This is a genomic window from Rudaea sp. (assembly GCF_047601565.1).
GTDB lineage: Bacteria > Pseudomonadota > Gammaproteobacteria > Xanthomonadales > Rhodanobacteraceae > Rudaea.
The window spans coordinates 981063-994757 of sequence record NZ_JASGIY010000001.1; the positions used below are offsets into that span (position 1 = coordinate 981063).

17 protein-coding genes and 1 other RNA gene are annotated in these 13695 nt (G+C 65.6%); 5 read left to right on the forward strand and 13 right to left on the reverse strand.

Features of this window, described 5'->3' with window-relative positions:
* Positions 1 to 17: 17 nt before the first annotated feature.
* Genes QM741_RS04160 through QM741_RS04170 form a run of 3 tightly spaced genes read right to left on the reverse strand, consistent with a single transcriptional unit; the run spans position 18 to position 2727 of the window.
* Positions 18 to 1481 carry a hypothetical protein gene (locus QM741_RS04160; protein ID WP_415206480.1) on the reverse strand — a complete coding sequence of 488 codons (1464 nt, stop codon included), beginning with the start codon at positions 1479 to 1481 and terminating at the stop codon, positions 18 to 20.
* Complete coding sequence (locus QM741_RS04165) at positions 1394 to 2305, reverse strand: ABC transporter ATP-binding protein (protein WP_415206481.1); 912 nt, start codon at positions 2303 to 2305, stop codon at positions 1394 to 1396. Before QM741_RS04165 ends, QM741_RS04160 begins: the two co-directional genes overlap by 88 nt.
* Before the next feature lie 32 nt (positions 2306 to 2337).
* Complete coding sequence (locus QM741_RS04170) at positions 2338 to 2727, reverse strand: GntR family transcriptional regulator (protein ID WP_415206482.1); 390 nt, start codon at positions 2725 to 2727, stop codon at positions 2338 to 2340.
* Between the two features lie 160 nt (positions 2728 to 2887).
* On the opposite strand from QM741_RS04170, the gene argS reads away from it, so the two are divergent.
* Both argS and QM741_RS04180 read left to right on the forward strand, forming a co-directional pair.
* Entirely contained in the window at positions 2888 to 4573 is a 1686-nt protein-coding gene (gene argS / locus QM741_RS04175; protein ID WP_415206483.1) for an arginine--tRNA ligase, read from the forward strand.
* Positions 4573 to 5217 (forward strand): SPOR domain-containing protein, encoded by a 645-nt coding sequence (locus QM741_RS04180; RefSeq protein ID WP_415206484.1) that lies wholly within the window; start codon positions 4573 to 4575, stop codon positions 5215 to 5217. Before argS ends, QM741_RS04180 begins: the two co-directional genes overlap by 1 nt.
* Before the next feature lie 115 nt (positions 5218 to 5332).
* Here QM741_RS04180 and hemL read toward each other — a convergent pair whose 3' ends face one another.
* A complete protein-coding gene (gene hemL, locus QM741_RS04185) occupies positions 5333 to 6616 on the reverse strand; it encodes a glutamate-1-semialdehyde 2,1-aminomutase (RefSeq protein WP_415206485.1) in 1284 nt (427 codons plus the stop codon).
* Between the two features lie 13 nt (positions 6617 to 6629).
* Positions 6630 to 7250 (reverse strand): thiamine phosphate synthase, encoded by a 621-nt coding sequence (gene thiE, locus QM741_RS04190; RefSeq protein ID WP_415206486.1) that lies wholly within the window; start codon positions 7248 to 7250, stop codon positions 6630 to 6632.
* An 85-nt stretch (positions 7251 to 7335) separates the two neighbouring features.
* On the opposite strand from thiE, the gene QM741_RS04195 reads away from it, so the two are divergent.
* Positions 7336 to 7533 carry a rubredoxin gene (locus QM741_RS04195; RefSeq protein WP_415206487.1) on the forward strand — a complete coding sequence of 66 codons (198 nt, stop codon included), beginning with the start codon at positions 7336 to 7338 and terminating at the stop codon, positions 7531 to 7533.
* Between the two features lie 42 nt (positions 7534 to 7575).
* Here the strand turns inward: QM741_RS04195 and QM741_RS04200 are convergent, their stop codons facing one another.
* Positions 7576 to 8412 carry a SirB1 family protein gene (locus QM741_RS04200; RefSeq protein WP_415206488.1) on the reverse strand — a complete coding sequence of 279 codons (837 nt, stop codon included), beginning with the start codon at positions 8410 to 8412 and terminating at the stop codon, positions 7576 to 7578.
* A 172-nt stretch (positions 8413 to 8584) separates the two neighbouring features.
* Here QM741_RS04200 and QM741_RS04205 point away from each other — a divergent pair, with 172 nt between their 5' ends.
* Complete coding sequence (locus QM741_RS04205; RefSeq protein WP_415206489.1) at positions 8585 to 8800, forward strand: hypothetical protein; 216 nt, start codon at positions 8585 to 8587, stop codon at positions 8798 to 8800.
* On the opposite strand, the gene QM741_RS04210 is transcribed toward QM741_RS04205, so the two are convergent.
* From QM741_RS04210 to QM741_RS04240, 7 genes are all read right to left on the reverse strand, one after another.
* Entirely contained in the window at positions 8769 to 9554 is a 786-nt protein-coding gene (locus tag QM741_RS04210; protein WP_415206490.1) for a glutaminyl-peptide cyclotransferase, read from the reverse strand. The genes QM741_RS04205 and QM741_RS04210 overlap by 32 nt on opposite strands.
* Positions 9551 to 10198: a ribose-5-phosphate isomerase RpiA gene (rpiA, locus tag QM741_RS04215; RefSeq protein WP_415206491.1), complete on the reverse strand. Its 648-nt coding sequence runs from the start codon at positions 10196 to 10198 to the stop codon at positions 9551 to 9553. The genes QM741_RS04210 and rpiA overlap by 4 nt, the downstream gene beginning before the upstream one ends.
* A gap of 2 nt (positions 10199 to 10200) precedes the next feature.
* The gene (locus QM741_RS04220) at positions 10201 to 10650 is read right to left on the reverse strand and encodes an EVE domain-containing protein (protein WP_415206492.1); all 450 of its coding nucleotides are present in this window, start codon (positions 10648 to 10650) and stop codon (positions 10201 to 10203) included.
* The gene (locus QM741_RS04225; RefSeq protein WP_415209073.1) at positions 10647 to 11252 is read right to left on the reverse strand and encodes a 5-formyltetrahydrofolate cyclo-ligase; all 606 of its coding nucleotides are present in this window, start codon (positions 11250 to 11252) and stop codon (positions 10647 to 10649) included. Before QM741_RS04225 ends, QM741_RS04220 begins: the two co-directional genes overlap by 4 nt.
* Before the next feature lie 145 nt (positions 11253 to 11397).
* Positions 11398 to 11582, reverse strand: a non-coding RNA gene (gene ssrS, locus QM741_RS04230) — 6S RNA.
* A 5-nt stretch (positions 11583 to 11587) separates the two neighbouring features.
* Positions 11588 to 11890 (reverse strand): cell division protein ZapA, encoded by a 303-nt coding sequence (locus tag QM741_RS04235; protein WP_415206493.1) that lies wholly within the window; start codon positions 11888 to 11890, stop codon positions 11588 to 11590.
* On the reverse strand, positions 11887 to 12111 hold the full coding sequence (locus QM741_RS04240) for a TIGR02449 family protein (protein WP_415206494.1): 225 nt from the start codon (positions 12109 to 12111) through the stop codon (positions 11887 to 11889). Before QM741_RS04240 ends, QM741_RS04235 begins: the two co-directional genes overlap by 4 nt.
* Positions 12112 to 12317: 206 nt before the next feature.
* Here QM741_RS04240 and pepP point away from each other — a divergent pair, with 206 nt between their 5' ends.
* Positions 12318 to 13631, forward strand: coding sequence for a Xaa-Pro aminopeptidase (pepP, locus tag QM741_RS04245; protein WP_415206495.1), 1314 nt, complete (start codon positions 12318 to 12320; stop codon positions 13629 to 13631).
* Positions 13632 to 13695 lie beyond the last annotated feature (64 nt).

Here is a 13695-nt window from a genome sequence, read left to right on the forward strand (position 1 = left end):
AACCCGCGCTCGACGGTTCACGAATTGAGCAGGAATGGATGCGGGCGGCGCCGGTATGCACGCCAACCGCGCAGGCCGAGCCATGCGCACAGGGCGAACAGGCTCAACCACGCGCCGAGCACGCAGCGTGCCGCGATCGTAAAACGGAATCCGTGCTCGCCGGATTGCAGGAAAGCCGGCGTCATGCTCGCCAACATGAGCGCCGCGATGCAAAGTACTCCCACACCGAACGCGGGCAACTCGCGCCCGCCTGCGATGCTCAAGCCAAGCGTCATGCCAAGCGCCGCGGTGCCGAGGAAAGCCAGGCTGATCGAGGCGAACAGCGCGGTACTGACGAAATGCGCGAGAGCCAATCCCACGAAAACCGCATAGAGCAGGGTCAATGCGACAAGCGCCGGGCCAAAACTTGCGGTCAGCAGATTGCGCTTGGCCTTGCGCACGCCCAAACCCGGCAATACGGCGAGCAAGGCGATTTCTCCCGAGGCGCCGTTGAACAACCGATACAGGCGCGCGCACGCGATCGCGGCGATCATCGCCGGCCACAGCGTGGCGACGATCGCGATCACCAGCACCCCTGGCAGCAGCGCGAGCGCCGCATAGGCGAGGCGCATGGGCGCGCTCGTCGGCGCGAATACGCCGCCGAGCCAGACCCGCAAGGCCGTGATCGGCGTGGCGGGCCCGGCGCGATCGATATTTATCCGACTGGCCATGGCGTCGTTCCCGGCGGCGAAAAACAGGTTGCTGTCGAAATTTTTCCAGCCGGCGCCCATGCCGACCTGGCCGCGCATCCGCGGCACCATCGGCATGCTCCAGTCGCCGAAGGAATCGGGCCGGGCGTTCAGCAACACATGCCACCGCCACGCGGCAACGGCGGCAAATGCGCAGGCCATGCCCCAACCGACCACGGCGAAGGCCGGATCGTTGAAACCGGGAATTTTTCCAGACGCATCCAGATACTGCATGAACATTGGCAGAAACCCGAAGATCACGCCGAGGACGCGCGGCAGCAGTTGGAACAGCAATGCCCCGGTCACGCAAAGCGTGAAAAATGCGCTGGTGCGGACGAAATCCACGTGAGCGATCCAGGCCAACGCCAGCACCGGCAGAATGGCCGAAAGCAGATATTGCAAAGCCAGGCTGGCGAAGATGGCCCGATCCGTTTCGGGAACCTTGAGCAGGCGCAGATCGCGTTGCAGCAACACGGCACGGACGCCGACGAAGCACCACCAGAAAACCATTCCGAACGCGTACGTGGTCATTACCGCAATGCCCGTGTTCGGCTTCATGAGCCATAAAAGTGCAAGCAGCGTCATCAGTGCCCATGACGCCGCGATGAAGCGGCGCTGTCCCCAATCGAGCGTCGCCCCGCCGGTTTTCCATACGATGACGAGATTCATCCGGCGATCTCCACGAACAGGTCTTCGAGGCCGAGCAGGTCGAGGCGCGCGCCGCTTTCGCGTGCGGTGGCGGGCCAGTCGCAATCGGCGCCGCGTTCGATCACGAGGGAGACGCCGCCGTCGTTCAACCGGCGCCGATGGATTTCGCCGGCGAACGGCCCCTGCGATGCGAGGCTCGCGGGCAGGATCAGGCGCGCGTAGCGTTCCTTGAGATCGTCGATCGGCACGTGCAACAACAGGCGCCCCTCATGCAGGAAAGCGATATGCGTGGCGACGCGTTCGAGGTCGGAGACGATGTGGGTGGAGAACAGCACCGCGCCTTCGTTGTCGGCGTCGCGCAACGCGAGTTCGCGCAACAGGTCGCGACGCGCAACCGGATCGAGCGCCGCAGCCGGTTCGTCGAGCACGAGCAGTTGCGGCTGCGAGGCAATCGCGCGGATCAGTTCCACACGCTGCCGCTCGCCCGGAGAAAGCTTGGCAAGTACCTGATTGCGCGGCAGCCACCAGCGCTCCAGCATCGAACGGACGTAACCCTTGTCCCAGCGCGGATAGAATCGGCCGACGAAATCGAACATCTGGTCGACACGCATCCAGGCCAGCGCATCGGGTTGTTGGGGAACGTAGCCGATCTGCGCCTTGACCGCCTCGCTCAGCGCGAACGCGGGCTCGCCGAATACGCTCGCCTCGCCCGCGTCGACCTCGATCAGGCCGAGCAGCGCGCGGATCAACGTGGACTTGCCGGCACCGTTGCGGCCGATCAGGCCGAGCACGCTGCCGGGCCCGAGTTCCAGGCTGACGTCGCGCAGCACGGTTTTCCAGCCATACGACTTGGACAAGCCGCGCGCGCGCAGCGGGACGGCTTGATCGTTCGAAACGTGCACCTGCGATGCGTTTGCGGATGTTTCCATGACGGTATCCCTCGTGGCGGCAGGGGTGGCGTTCATTCCTCGTTCTCCAGCAGTTCGCCGAGCCGGCGCAGCACCGGTTCGGAGGAAAGTTCGAGCTCGCGCGCCTGGCGCGCGATATCGCGCAGATGCGGTTCGATCAGTTGTAGGCGTTTGTCCTCGGACTGCGCGCGGCGATGCGCGGCCGCGACCGCCATGCCCTTGCCGCGCAGGCGCGCGAGCGCGCCTTCGGCTTCGAGCAGGCAGTAGGCGCGCGAGACGGTCATCGGGTTGATCGCGTGGAAGCCCGCGACCTCGCGCACCGAAGGCAACGTGTCGCCCGGCCTGAGCTGCCCGCTCGCGATCATGCGGCGCAACTGGCCGACGATCTGGCGATAGATCGGCTCGGGTGCGGCGGCCCGGATCAAGAACAGCGAAGCGTCCATGTGTATTACTATATCAATACACTTGCATGCCGGCAATCATATTGAACGAACAGCGGTCTTCGGCCTCGAGTTCCGCGATACGCAGCGTCGCCGAGGCATCGCCCTTTCCTAAACATCGCCAGGCCCTACAATATGCAGCGATTCTGAAGATACTGCCCTCGTGAAAGAACAACTCCGTACCTTGATCGGGCAGGCGCTGGAGCGCCTGCGCAGCGCCGGCACGTTGCCGGCCGATGCCAGCGCCGCCTTCGTCGTCGAACGCACCAAGAGCCGCGAGCATGGCGATTTCGCCACGAATGCGGCGATGGCGCTGGCCAAGCCGGCACGCACGAACCCGCGCGCGCTGGCACAGGCGCTCTCGGCCGCGTTACCGCAAAATATACTTTTACAGAAAGTGGAAATCGCCGGCCCCGGGTTCATCAATTTTTTCCTGAGCCCTGCCGCGTACCACGAAGAAACGCGGCGCGTGCTCGGCGACGGCGCACGGTACGGTCGCAACACCACGGCGGCCGGACGCAAGACCCAGGTCGAGTTCGTCTCGGCCAATCCGACCGGCCCGCTGCACATCGGCCACGGCCGCGCCGCGGCGGTCGGCGACTGCCTCGCCCGCGTGCTCGCCGCGAGCGGCGCCGAGGTGACGCGCGAGTTCTACTACAACGACGCCGGCGCGCAGATCGACAACCTCGCCAAATCGGTGCAGGCGCGCGCGAAGGGCGCAACCCCGGACGACGCCGGCTGGCCGGCCGACGGTTATCGCGGCGCTTACATCGTCGACGTCGCACAGGCCTACCTGCGCGGCGATGCGGTCGAGTTCGAGGACCATGTCGTCGTCGGCGCAAGTAACGCCGACGACCTCGACGCGATCCGCCGCTTCGCGGTCGCCTATCTGCGCAATGAGCAGAACGCGGACCTGGCCGCGTTCGGCGTGAAGTTCGACGTCTACTTCCTCGAATCCTCGCTTTACACCGACGGCAAGGTCGAGGAAACCGTGCGCGAACTCGTCGCCCACGGCCACACCTACGAGGAAGGCGGCGCGCTATGGCTGCGCACGACCGACTTCGGCGACGACAAGGACCGCGTCATGCGCAAGTCCGACGGCACCTACACGTATTTCCTGCCCGACGTCGCCTATCACATGTCGAAATGGCAGCGCGGCTACCATCGCGCGATCACCGAACTCGGCGCCGATCACCACGGCTCGCTCGCGCGCGTGAAGGCCGGCCTGCAGGCGCTGGACATGGGCATTCCCGGGGACTACCCGGAATACGTGCTGCATCAGATGGTCACCGTGATGCGCAGCGGCGAGGAAGTGAAGATCTCCAAGCGCGCCGGCAGCTACGTCACCCTGCGCGACCTGATCGACGAGGTCGGCCGCGACGCGACGCGGTTCTTCCTGATCGCGCGCAAGTCCGATTCGCAGATGGTGTTCGACATCGACCTCGCGCGCTCGCAGTCGAACGACAATCCGGTCTACTACATCCAGTACGCCCATGCGCGCGTCTGCAGCGTGCTGCGCCAGCTCGGCGAGCGCGGGCTGGAATGGAATCGCGACAACGGATCGGCGCAGCTCGCGCGACTCGACAGCGAGCACGAAAGCGCGCTGATGGTCGAGATTTCGCGTTATCCCGAAGTCGTCGAGGCGGCGGCGGACAATCTCGAACCGCACCTGATCGCCACCTACCTGCGCGAGCTTGCCTACGCGCTGCACACCGATTACAACGCGCACCAGTTCCTCGTCGCCGACGCGGACCTGCGGGATGCGCGCATCGCGCTCGCGGTCGCCGCGCGCCAGGTGCTTGCGAACGGATTGGATTTGTTGGGCGTTTCCGCCCCGGAGCAGATGTGATGGCAAAACGGAATTCGCAGGCTTCCCGCAACGGCGACCGCCGGCAGACGCCGGCCTGGGCGATGGTGTTGCTCGGCGTCGTTCTCGGCGTGGTCGGCTCGGCGCTCGTGCTCTACGGGGGCAAGATTCCGACGCTGCGCGGCGGCAAGAATCTGCCGCAGCCCAATCCCGAAGCCGTCGCGCCGAAGGAATCGGAAAAGTCGCTCGCCGAGGAGGCGGCCAAACCGCCGCCCGCGCCACCCAAGAGCAACTACGATTTCTATACCGCGCTGCCGGAAAAGGAAGTCGTGATTCCCGACGCCGAACTCTCGGCCAAGGCCAAGGCCGAGCAGCAGCGCGCGAAGCAACAGGCGCAGACGAATGCGGAGAATCCGGCGGCACCGACTACGACAACGCCGTCATCGGGCGGCGGCCGCTACATGCTGCAAGTCACCGCGACAAGCGACGCCGCCGCGGCCGAGGCGCTGAAGGCCAAACTCGCGATGCTCGGCTTCAGCGCCAAGGTTTACACGAGCAACGTCGACGGCAAGACTCTGCATCGCGTGCGCCTCGGGCCGTTCGCGACCGCGAGCGAAACCGAATTGTCCAAGCGCGCGCTGGCCGAGAACAGCATCAATGCGATTCCGGTCAAGGAAGCGAACTGATCGCTTTCCGCTTCTCCCATCGGGAGAAGAGTAGGACATTTTGGCAACCTCGATCCGAACCCGGACCCTCACCCTCCCTTTGGGCACCCTCTCCCGACGGGAAAGGGGAAAGAATTCATCCGACGGCAAGCTTGAACGCCGCGCGCGCAGCTTCGAGCGTATCGGCGATGTCCTGTTCGCTGTGCGCGGTCGAAATGAACCCGGCCTCGAACGCCGAGGGGGCAAGGTAGACGCCGCGCTCGAGCATCGCGTGGAAGAAGCGGTTGAACGCGGCGACGTCGCAGGCCGTGGCCTGGGTATACGTTTCCACTTTTTCCGCGCTGAAGAACAGGCCGAACATGCCGCAGACGCGGTTGACGCTGAACGGCACGCCGGCCTCGATCGCCATTGCGAGCAGGCCGTCGGTGAGCAGATTCGTCTTGCGTTCGAGCTCGGCGTAGAAGCCGGGCGCCTGGATCACTTCGAGCATGGCCAGGCCCGCGGCCATCGCGATCGGGTTGCCCGACAGCGTGCCGGCCTGATAGACGGGCCCGGCCGGCGCGATCTTCTCCATGATCTCGCGCCGGCCGCCGTAGGCGCCGACCGGCATGCCGCCGCCGATGATCTTGCCGAACGTGGTCAGGTCCGGGGTGACGCCGTACAGCGCCTGCGCGCCGCCGAGCGCGACGCGAAAGCCGGTCATCACCTCGTCGACGATCAGCAGCGCGCCGTACTGCGTGCACAGCTCGCGCAGGCCCTGCAGATAACCGGGGCGCGGCGGAATGCAGTTCATGTTGCCGGCGACCGGCTCGATGACGAGGCCGGCGATCTGTTCGCCGACCTGGGCGAACAGCGCCTCGGCCGCGTCGAGATCGTTGTACGGCAGGGTCAGGGTGAGATCGGCCAGCGCCTTCGGCACGCCGGGCGAGGTCGGCACGCCCAGGGTCAGCGCGCCCGAACCGGCCTTCACCAGGAACGAGTCGGCATGGCCGTGGTAGCAACCCTCGAACTTGACGATCCTGTCGCGCCCGGTCGCGCCGCGCGCGAGGCGGATCGCCGACATCGTCGCCTCGGTGCCGGAATTGACCATGCGCAGCACTTCGACCGAAGGCACGAGGCGCGTGATCTCCTCGGCCATGCGCACTTCCATCGGGCACGGCGTGCCGAACGACAGGCCCGCGCGCGCGGCCTCGACCACGGCGGTGCGCACCTTCGGATGGTTGTGGCCGGCGACCATCGGCCCCCACGAGCCGACGTAGTCGATGTAGCGCTTGCCTTCGACGTCCCACAGATACGCGCCGTCGGCGTGATCGGTGAAGAACGGCTCGCCGCCGACCGACTTGAACGCGCGTACCGGCGAGTTGACGCCGCCGGGCATCAGGGGTTTCGCGCGCTGGAACCACTCGTGATTCGTGATCATGTTTTCCACTTTTTCAACTTTTATACAGGGCCGCATAGCGGCGCGCGGCGGCTTCGGGATCGGCCTGCGCGAACACGCCGGAAATCGCCGCGAGGAAATCGGCGCCGGCCTCGACCAGCGGCGGAGCATTGTCGGGTGTGATGCCGCCGATTGCCACCCGCGGCAGGCCCAGCGGTTTCGCTTCGCGCAGCAGGTTCGGCGCGGCGCGGCGCGCGTTCGGCTTGGTCGGAGACGGGAAGAACGCGCCGAACGCGAGGTAGTCCGCGCCGGCCGCGGCCATTTGCCGCGCGCGCGCGATCGAGTCGTAGCAGGATGCGCCAATGATCGCATCGGCGCCGAGGCGCGCGCGCGCCGAGGCGATGTCGCCGTCGCTCTCGCCGAGGTGCACGCCGTCGGCACCCGAAACGCGCGCAAGCTCGACGTCGTCGTTGACGATGAACGGCACTTCGAAACGCGCGCACAATTCCTTCAACGCGCGTGCTTCGCGTGCGCGACGCGCGGCATCGCCGGTCTTGTCGCGATATTGCAGCAGCACGGCGCCGCCGCGCAGGGCGGCTTCGGCGGCGGCGAGGAGATCGGGGCGCGGGCCGTCGCTGATCGCGTAGAGGCCGCGCCGGGTCAGACGTGGATGCATGCGCGCCAGTGTAACGGTAGAATCGACGGGATTCCGAAGGCGGCGAGCAAAGCCGTTTCCGTTCCCGATTTCCATCAAGTTGCCGATGAACGCCGTACCGCAAACCGACGACACCCCCTTCCGCAAATTCATGTGCGTGGTCTGCGGCTGGATCTATGACGAGGCGCAGGGCTGGCCCGACGACGGCATCGAGCCCGGCACGCGCTGGGAAGACATTCCGGAAACCTGGACCTGTCCGGACTGCGGCGTGACCAAGTCGGACTTCGAGATGATGGAAATCTGATGCTTCTGCTTTCCTTCTCGCGATGGGAAAAGGAAAGCAGCGTCAGTTCAATCTTGGCAAATCCGTGCCGATCTCGGTGACCTGCAGCGCGACCGCATCGGCGTCGTCGGCCTGCGGCATCAGCGCGAGATAGCGGCGCAGGTCTTCGCTGGCCGCGCGCAGGTGGCCGAGCTTGAGATAGAACTGACCGCGGTCGCGATACTCGGACGGCTGGTGCGAATCGAGCGTGAGCAGGCGATCGCAGCAGCGCAGCGCCTTGTCCCACTGCTCGCGCTCGGCGTAGACGCCTTTCAGGTTGCGCAGCATGCGCGTGAGGATCGCGCGATGACTCGCAGGCTCGAGCATGCGCGCGAGGCGCGCGTCGTCGATGTCGTGCGTGTCGAGATGGGTGCGGGCGCGGCGGCGCAGCTCGGCCGCGTCGAGCGAGCGGCCCTTCTGGAACGGATCGAGCACGACGATGCCCTCGTCGAGCGGCAGGCGCACGAGAAAATGGCCCGGGAACGACACGCCCTCGAGCGGCACGTCGAGCCGGCGCGCAAGCTCGATCTGCACGACCGCAAGCGAAATCGGATTGCCGAGGCGGCGGTCGAGCACGTCGTTGAGGTAGCTGTTGCGCGGATCGTAGTAGTCCTGCTCGTCGCCGGAAAAACCGAGCTCTTCGAACAGGAAATCGTTCAGGGTGCGCAACTGGGCGGCCGCCGCCGCGGTCGGATCGAGAATCTTGCGCAGGCGCTTGCCGTAGTCCTGCAGTTGCGATTCGTATTCGACCGGGGCGAGCTGCGGGTATTCATCCTTGGCGATCAGGAGCGCCGAGGAGAACAGCGGGATGTCCTCGTCCTTGGCGCCGCGCAAGGTGGTCCAGGAATTGTCCCTTTGCATGTTTTTGTTCTCCGGGGCAGGAGTTTGCCTGATAGTACTCGAAACGAATTGAATTTGTGCTAATCGCCATACAATTGCCAGAAGGCGGCCACGCGCAATCCATGCAGTCCTGCTTCACTACGCTGGCAGATAAGGCTGCCCCGGGACATTTGCAATGCGCCGATTCGTGCCGATGAGCGACGATCTTCTCTACCGCGCGGGCGGGCCGCCCGGCAGGCTAGTGCCCTATCGCGCGGGGCTGGACTGCTGGCATGCGCTGGGTGCGGACGGCGTTTATCGATTCGAGGAAGAGGCGCCGGGCGAATCCGCCGCACTGCTGGCGCGCGCGGCGGCCGAAGCCGCCAACGATGCGCCGCTTACTTCGGCGTCGCTGGCGCGACAAGCCTGATCTCGAAAACGTTCGGCCAGTACTTGCCGGTGACGAAGAGGCGATCGCCCTTCGCGTCCCAGGCGATGCCGTTGAGCACGTCGACGCGATCGAAGTCGCGATCGGCGTGCGAGAGCAGTCCCGACAGATCGATCCATGCGGTGACGTTGCCGGTCTTCGGATCGATGCGCGCGAGGCGGTTCGTTTGCCAGAGGTTGGCGTAGATCTGGCCCTTGATCCATTCGAGCTCGTTCAACTGATCGACCGGCTGCCCTTGCGCGGTGACGTGGATCGCGCCGGTCTGCTTCAGCGTCGCGGGATCGAGCAGGCGGATCGTCGAGCTGCCGTCGCTGAGCAGCAGGTTCCTGTCGTTGTGCGTCATGCCCCAGCCTTCGCCGGGGTAGGAAAATTCCTTTTCGACCTTGTTCAAATCGTTGATGTCGAGGACGAAACCGGTCTGCGATTTCCAGGTCACCGCGATCAGCCTGTCCTTCCAATCGACGATGCCTTCGCCGAAGTAGGCGCGCGGCAGATCGTGCTGCTGCACGACGAGGCCGCTTTTCAACTCCACCTTGCGGATCGACGAGGCGCCGTTCATGCCGGTGCTCTCGTAGAGATAGCCGTCGCGGAAGAACAGGCCTTCGGTGAATGCGGCGCGGTCGTGCGGATAGGCGTGAACGATTTCGTAGGAATAGACCGGAATCTCCGCGGATAGCGCGGCCGTGGCCAGCGGGACCGGGAATGCGGATATCAATGCAAGGAGATACCTGTTCACGGCATTGCTTCGCCGCCGATCAGCACGACGTCGGCGCGGCGCCGCGCGAACAGGCCGACGCAGACCACGCCGGCGATCTGGTTCAGTTCGGCTTCGAGCGCGGGCGGATCGACGATGCGCAAGCCGTGCACGTCGAGGATCACGTTGCCGTTGTCGGTGACGACGCCGTCGCGCCACACCGGCTGACCGCCGCGCTTGACGATTTCGCGCGCGACGTAGCTGCGCGCCATCGGGATCACCTCGACCGGCAGAGGAAACTTGCCGAGCACGTCGACGCGCTTGCTCGCGTCGATCATGCAGACGAATTTCTTCGATGAGGCCGCGACGATCTTCTCGCGCGTCAGCGCCGCGCCGCCGCCCTTGATCAGGTTCTTGCGCGGATCGCACTCGTCGGCGCCGTCGATGTACACGCCCAGTTCGCCTGCGCTGTTGAGATCGACCACGTCGATGCCGAGCGCCTTCAGCGCCGCGGTCGATTTTTCCGAACTCGACACGGCCGCCTTGATGCGATCGCGAATCTTGCCGAGTTCGTCGATGAAATGCGCGACGGTCGAACCCGTGCCGACGCCGACGATGCTGCCGTCCTCGACATATTTGATCGCGGCCTGCGCAGCGAGGCGTTTCTGTTGTTCCTGCGGCGTCATCGTCATTCCAGAGACAAGATGAAATCCCGCTGCGCCTGGGTCACCGGCAGCACGGACAGGCGGTTGCCGCGCTGGACGAGGGCGAAGCCGTTCAGTTCGGGCCGGTCCTTCAACTCGGTCAGCGCGATCGTGCGTTTGAGCTTGCGCTTGAACTTGACGTCGACGAGCGACCAACGCGGATCGGCGTGCGAGGACTTGGCATCGAAGTAGTCGCTCTTCGGATCGAACTGGGTCGGATCCGCGTGCGCCTCGGTCGCGACCGTCGCGATGCCGACCACGCCGGGCACTTCGCAACTGGAGTGGTAGAACAGCACCTCATCGCCCTTGCGCATCGCGCGCATGTGGTTGCGCGCCTGATAGTTGCGCACACCGCTCCACGGCTCGGTTTTGCGCGTCTTCAAATCGTCGATCGAAAACTCGTCCGGTTCGGATTTCATCAGCCAGCAGTTCATGGACGGCTCTCCAGGGGCGTGCAATCGATCAGTTCGTTTTCCGTCGCGATGAAGTCGAGCGCGACGTCCCAGTCTCGCGCGGGCAGCGTCGCGACTTCCTGAAAAGCGTAGCCGATTCCGACCAGCAGCGGTTGCGCCGGCCGCGGCACGTCGCGCAGGAACGCGAAGCTGCGGTCGTACCAGCCGCCGCCCATGCCGATACGCCGGCCGGAACGGTCGAACGCGGTCAACGGCAGGAGCACGAGATCGATGTCGTCCGGCGCCAGCAAGTCGGCCGCGGCGCATTCGGGCTCGGGAATGCCGTAACGATTGGGCTTGAGGTTCGCGCCCGGTTTCAGCAGCGCGAAACGCAGGCGACGATCCTTGCCGACGATCGGCAGGCAGTATTGCTGCCCACGCGCATTGAGCCGCGCGACCGCCGCATGCAACGGCATTTCGCCGCCGACGGCCCAATAGCCCGCGATGCGTTGGTCGACGTGGAATTCCGGAAGCGCATCGAGGCTGATCGCAACGCCGTTGGCCGCAGCGACACGTTCAGCGGCGCTCAAACCAGCGCGGCGTGTGCGCATTTGCGTGCGGAGGGCAACCGGATCGGGGAGCATGGCGAGACGGAGCAGTGTTGCCGTCATTCCCGCTTTCGCGGGAATGACGGCTGAATAAAGCCAGTTCAACGGAAGATGTTGTTGGAAGTGCGGCCAGGGATGGCCGCTTTTTGACTTTCGCGTTCACGGACGAACGCAATAATAAACGCCCTCCGCGATGCCGATGCACATCAAACGACCTTGATCCGAAGATCAGGTGGGAGGGCTCGCTGGTCGTCAGGCTTTCCGCGCACGGCGGACATGCTCACGGACTTTCGCACCGCCATCCCGGGGTCGTTTATAGGACCAAGGCGATATGTTTGGATGCGCTGTCGCACACCGCAGGGGACGCGCGCCTATTTTACGTGCGCCGCCAACGCCGTGTCGAGCTTGCCGCGCAGCTTTTGCAATTGCTGCGCCAAGCTGCCGCCGTCGATGTCGGCGCGCTGTTTCGATTGCATCAGCTCGTGCGCGATATTGAGTGCGGCCATCACCGCGATGCGATCCAGACCCTGCGTGCGCGTATTGCCGCGCACCTCTCGCATCTTGCCGTCGAGGTAGGCCGCGGCGGCAATCAGGCCGGGACGCTCCTCCGGCGTGCAGGCGACGAGAAACTCGCGGTCGAGGATGCTGACCGCGACGGGCGTCGCCTCGCTCATGCGTTGCTCTCCAGCGAACGCAGGCGCACGATCATCGCTTCGACGCGCGAACGCGCCTGCTCGTTCTTCGCCAGCAGGTTCGAACGCTCGACGCTGAGTTGTTCCTGGCTCGCGCGCAGGCTGCGATTCTCTTCGCTGAGGCGATGCACGAGTTCGATCAGGCGATCCAGCCGACCGCTGATCTCGGCGAACTCGTTGACGAGGTTGGGCGATTCGGGCATGCCGGCACTATATGCAAGCGGCCGAACACGGTCAACGCGCCGCGAAGCGCGGCCGGACAGCCGTTGCGGACTGCTACAATGCGCGCGTTTCCCGGCGATGCGGACGCGTGCCGCCGTGCACGAACGCGGGGGCCCGGGACCGAAAAGCCGGGCCACCGCCCTTCTTCCTGCCGTACCGCTGTTCATTCGCCCCTCGGCCCTCACCCATGATCGAACCGAAGGAATACGCCCGCCGCCGCAAACAGCTCATGCGCATCGTCGGCGACGACGCAATCTGCATCGTGCCGGCCGCGCCCGAGCGCGTGCGCAACAACGACTCACATTACCCGTACCGGCAGGACAGCGATTTCCAGTACCTGACCGGCTTCGGCGAGCCCGAGGCCGTGCTCGCGCTGATCCCGGGCCGCGAGCACGGCGAGCAGATCCTGTTCTGCCGCGAGCGCGACGCCGAGCGCGAAGCCTGGGACGGCGCGCGCGCCGGCACCGAAGGCGCGGTCGAACGCTACGGCATGGACGACGCGTTCCCGATCGGCGACATCGACGACATCCTGCCCGGCATGATCGAGGGCCGCTCGCGCGTCTACTACCACTTCGGCCGCGACGTCGAGTTCGACACCAAGCTGATCGGCTGGGTCAACCGCGTGCGCGAACAGATCCGCCGCGGCGCGCGCGCGCCGCACGAGTTCGTCGCGCTCGGCCACATCCTGCACGACCTGCGCCTGTACAAGACGCGCGCCGAACTGCGCGTAATGGCGCGCTGCGCGAAGATCGCCGCCGCGGCGCATCTGCGCGCGATGCGTGCCGTGCGACCCGGCATGAACGAGCACGAGGTCGAAGCGGAACTGCTGCACGCATTCCGCAAGCACGGTGCGGTGCCGAGCTACGAACCCATCGTCGCCGGCGGCGCGAACGGCTGCGTGCTGCACTATCGCGCGAACAATGCGCCGCTCAAGGACGGCGACCTGCTGCTGATCGATGCGGGCGCGGAGCTCGACTGCTACGCCTCCGACATCACGCGCACGTTTCCGGTCAACGGCCGGTTCACGCCGGCGCAGCGTGTGCTCTACGACATCGTGCTCGCCGCGCAACGCGCGGCGATCGCCGAGGTACGGCCCGGCAGGCCGTTCATCGCCTACCACGACGCGGCGGTGCGCACGATCACCGCGGGCCTCGTGAAACTCGGCCTGCTCAAGGGCGGCGTGCAGAAGAACCTCGACGAGGGTTCGTATCGCCGCTTCTACATGCACAAGACCGGCCACTGGCTCGGCCTCGACGTGCACGACGTCGGCGACTACCGCGTCGACGGCGAATACCGCGAACTCGAACCCGGCATGGTCGTCACGGTCGAGCCGGGCATCTACATTGCGCCAGACGCGAAAGGCGTGGATGCGAAATGGCGCGGCATCGGCATCCGCATCGAGGACGACGTGGTCGTCACGCGCGGCGCGCCGGAAATCCTCACCTCGGTCGTGCCGAACGATGCGGACGAGATCGAGGCGTTGATGGCCAAGGCGCGATGATTTTTCTCTGCTCGTCATTCCGGCAGGGAATGCCGGAATCGAGACGGCATGGATGCCGAATACG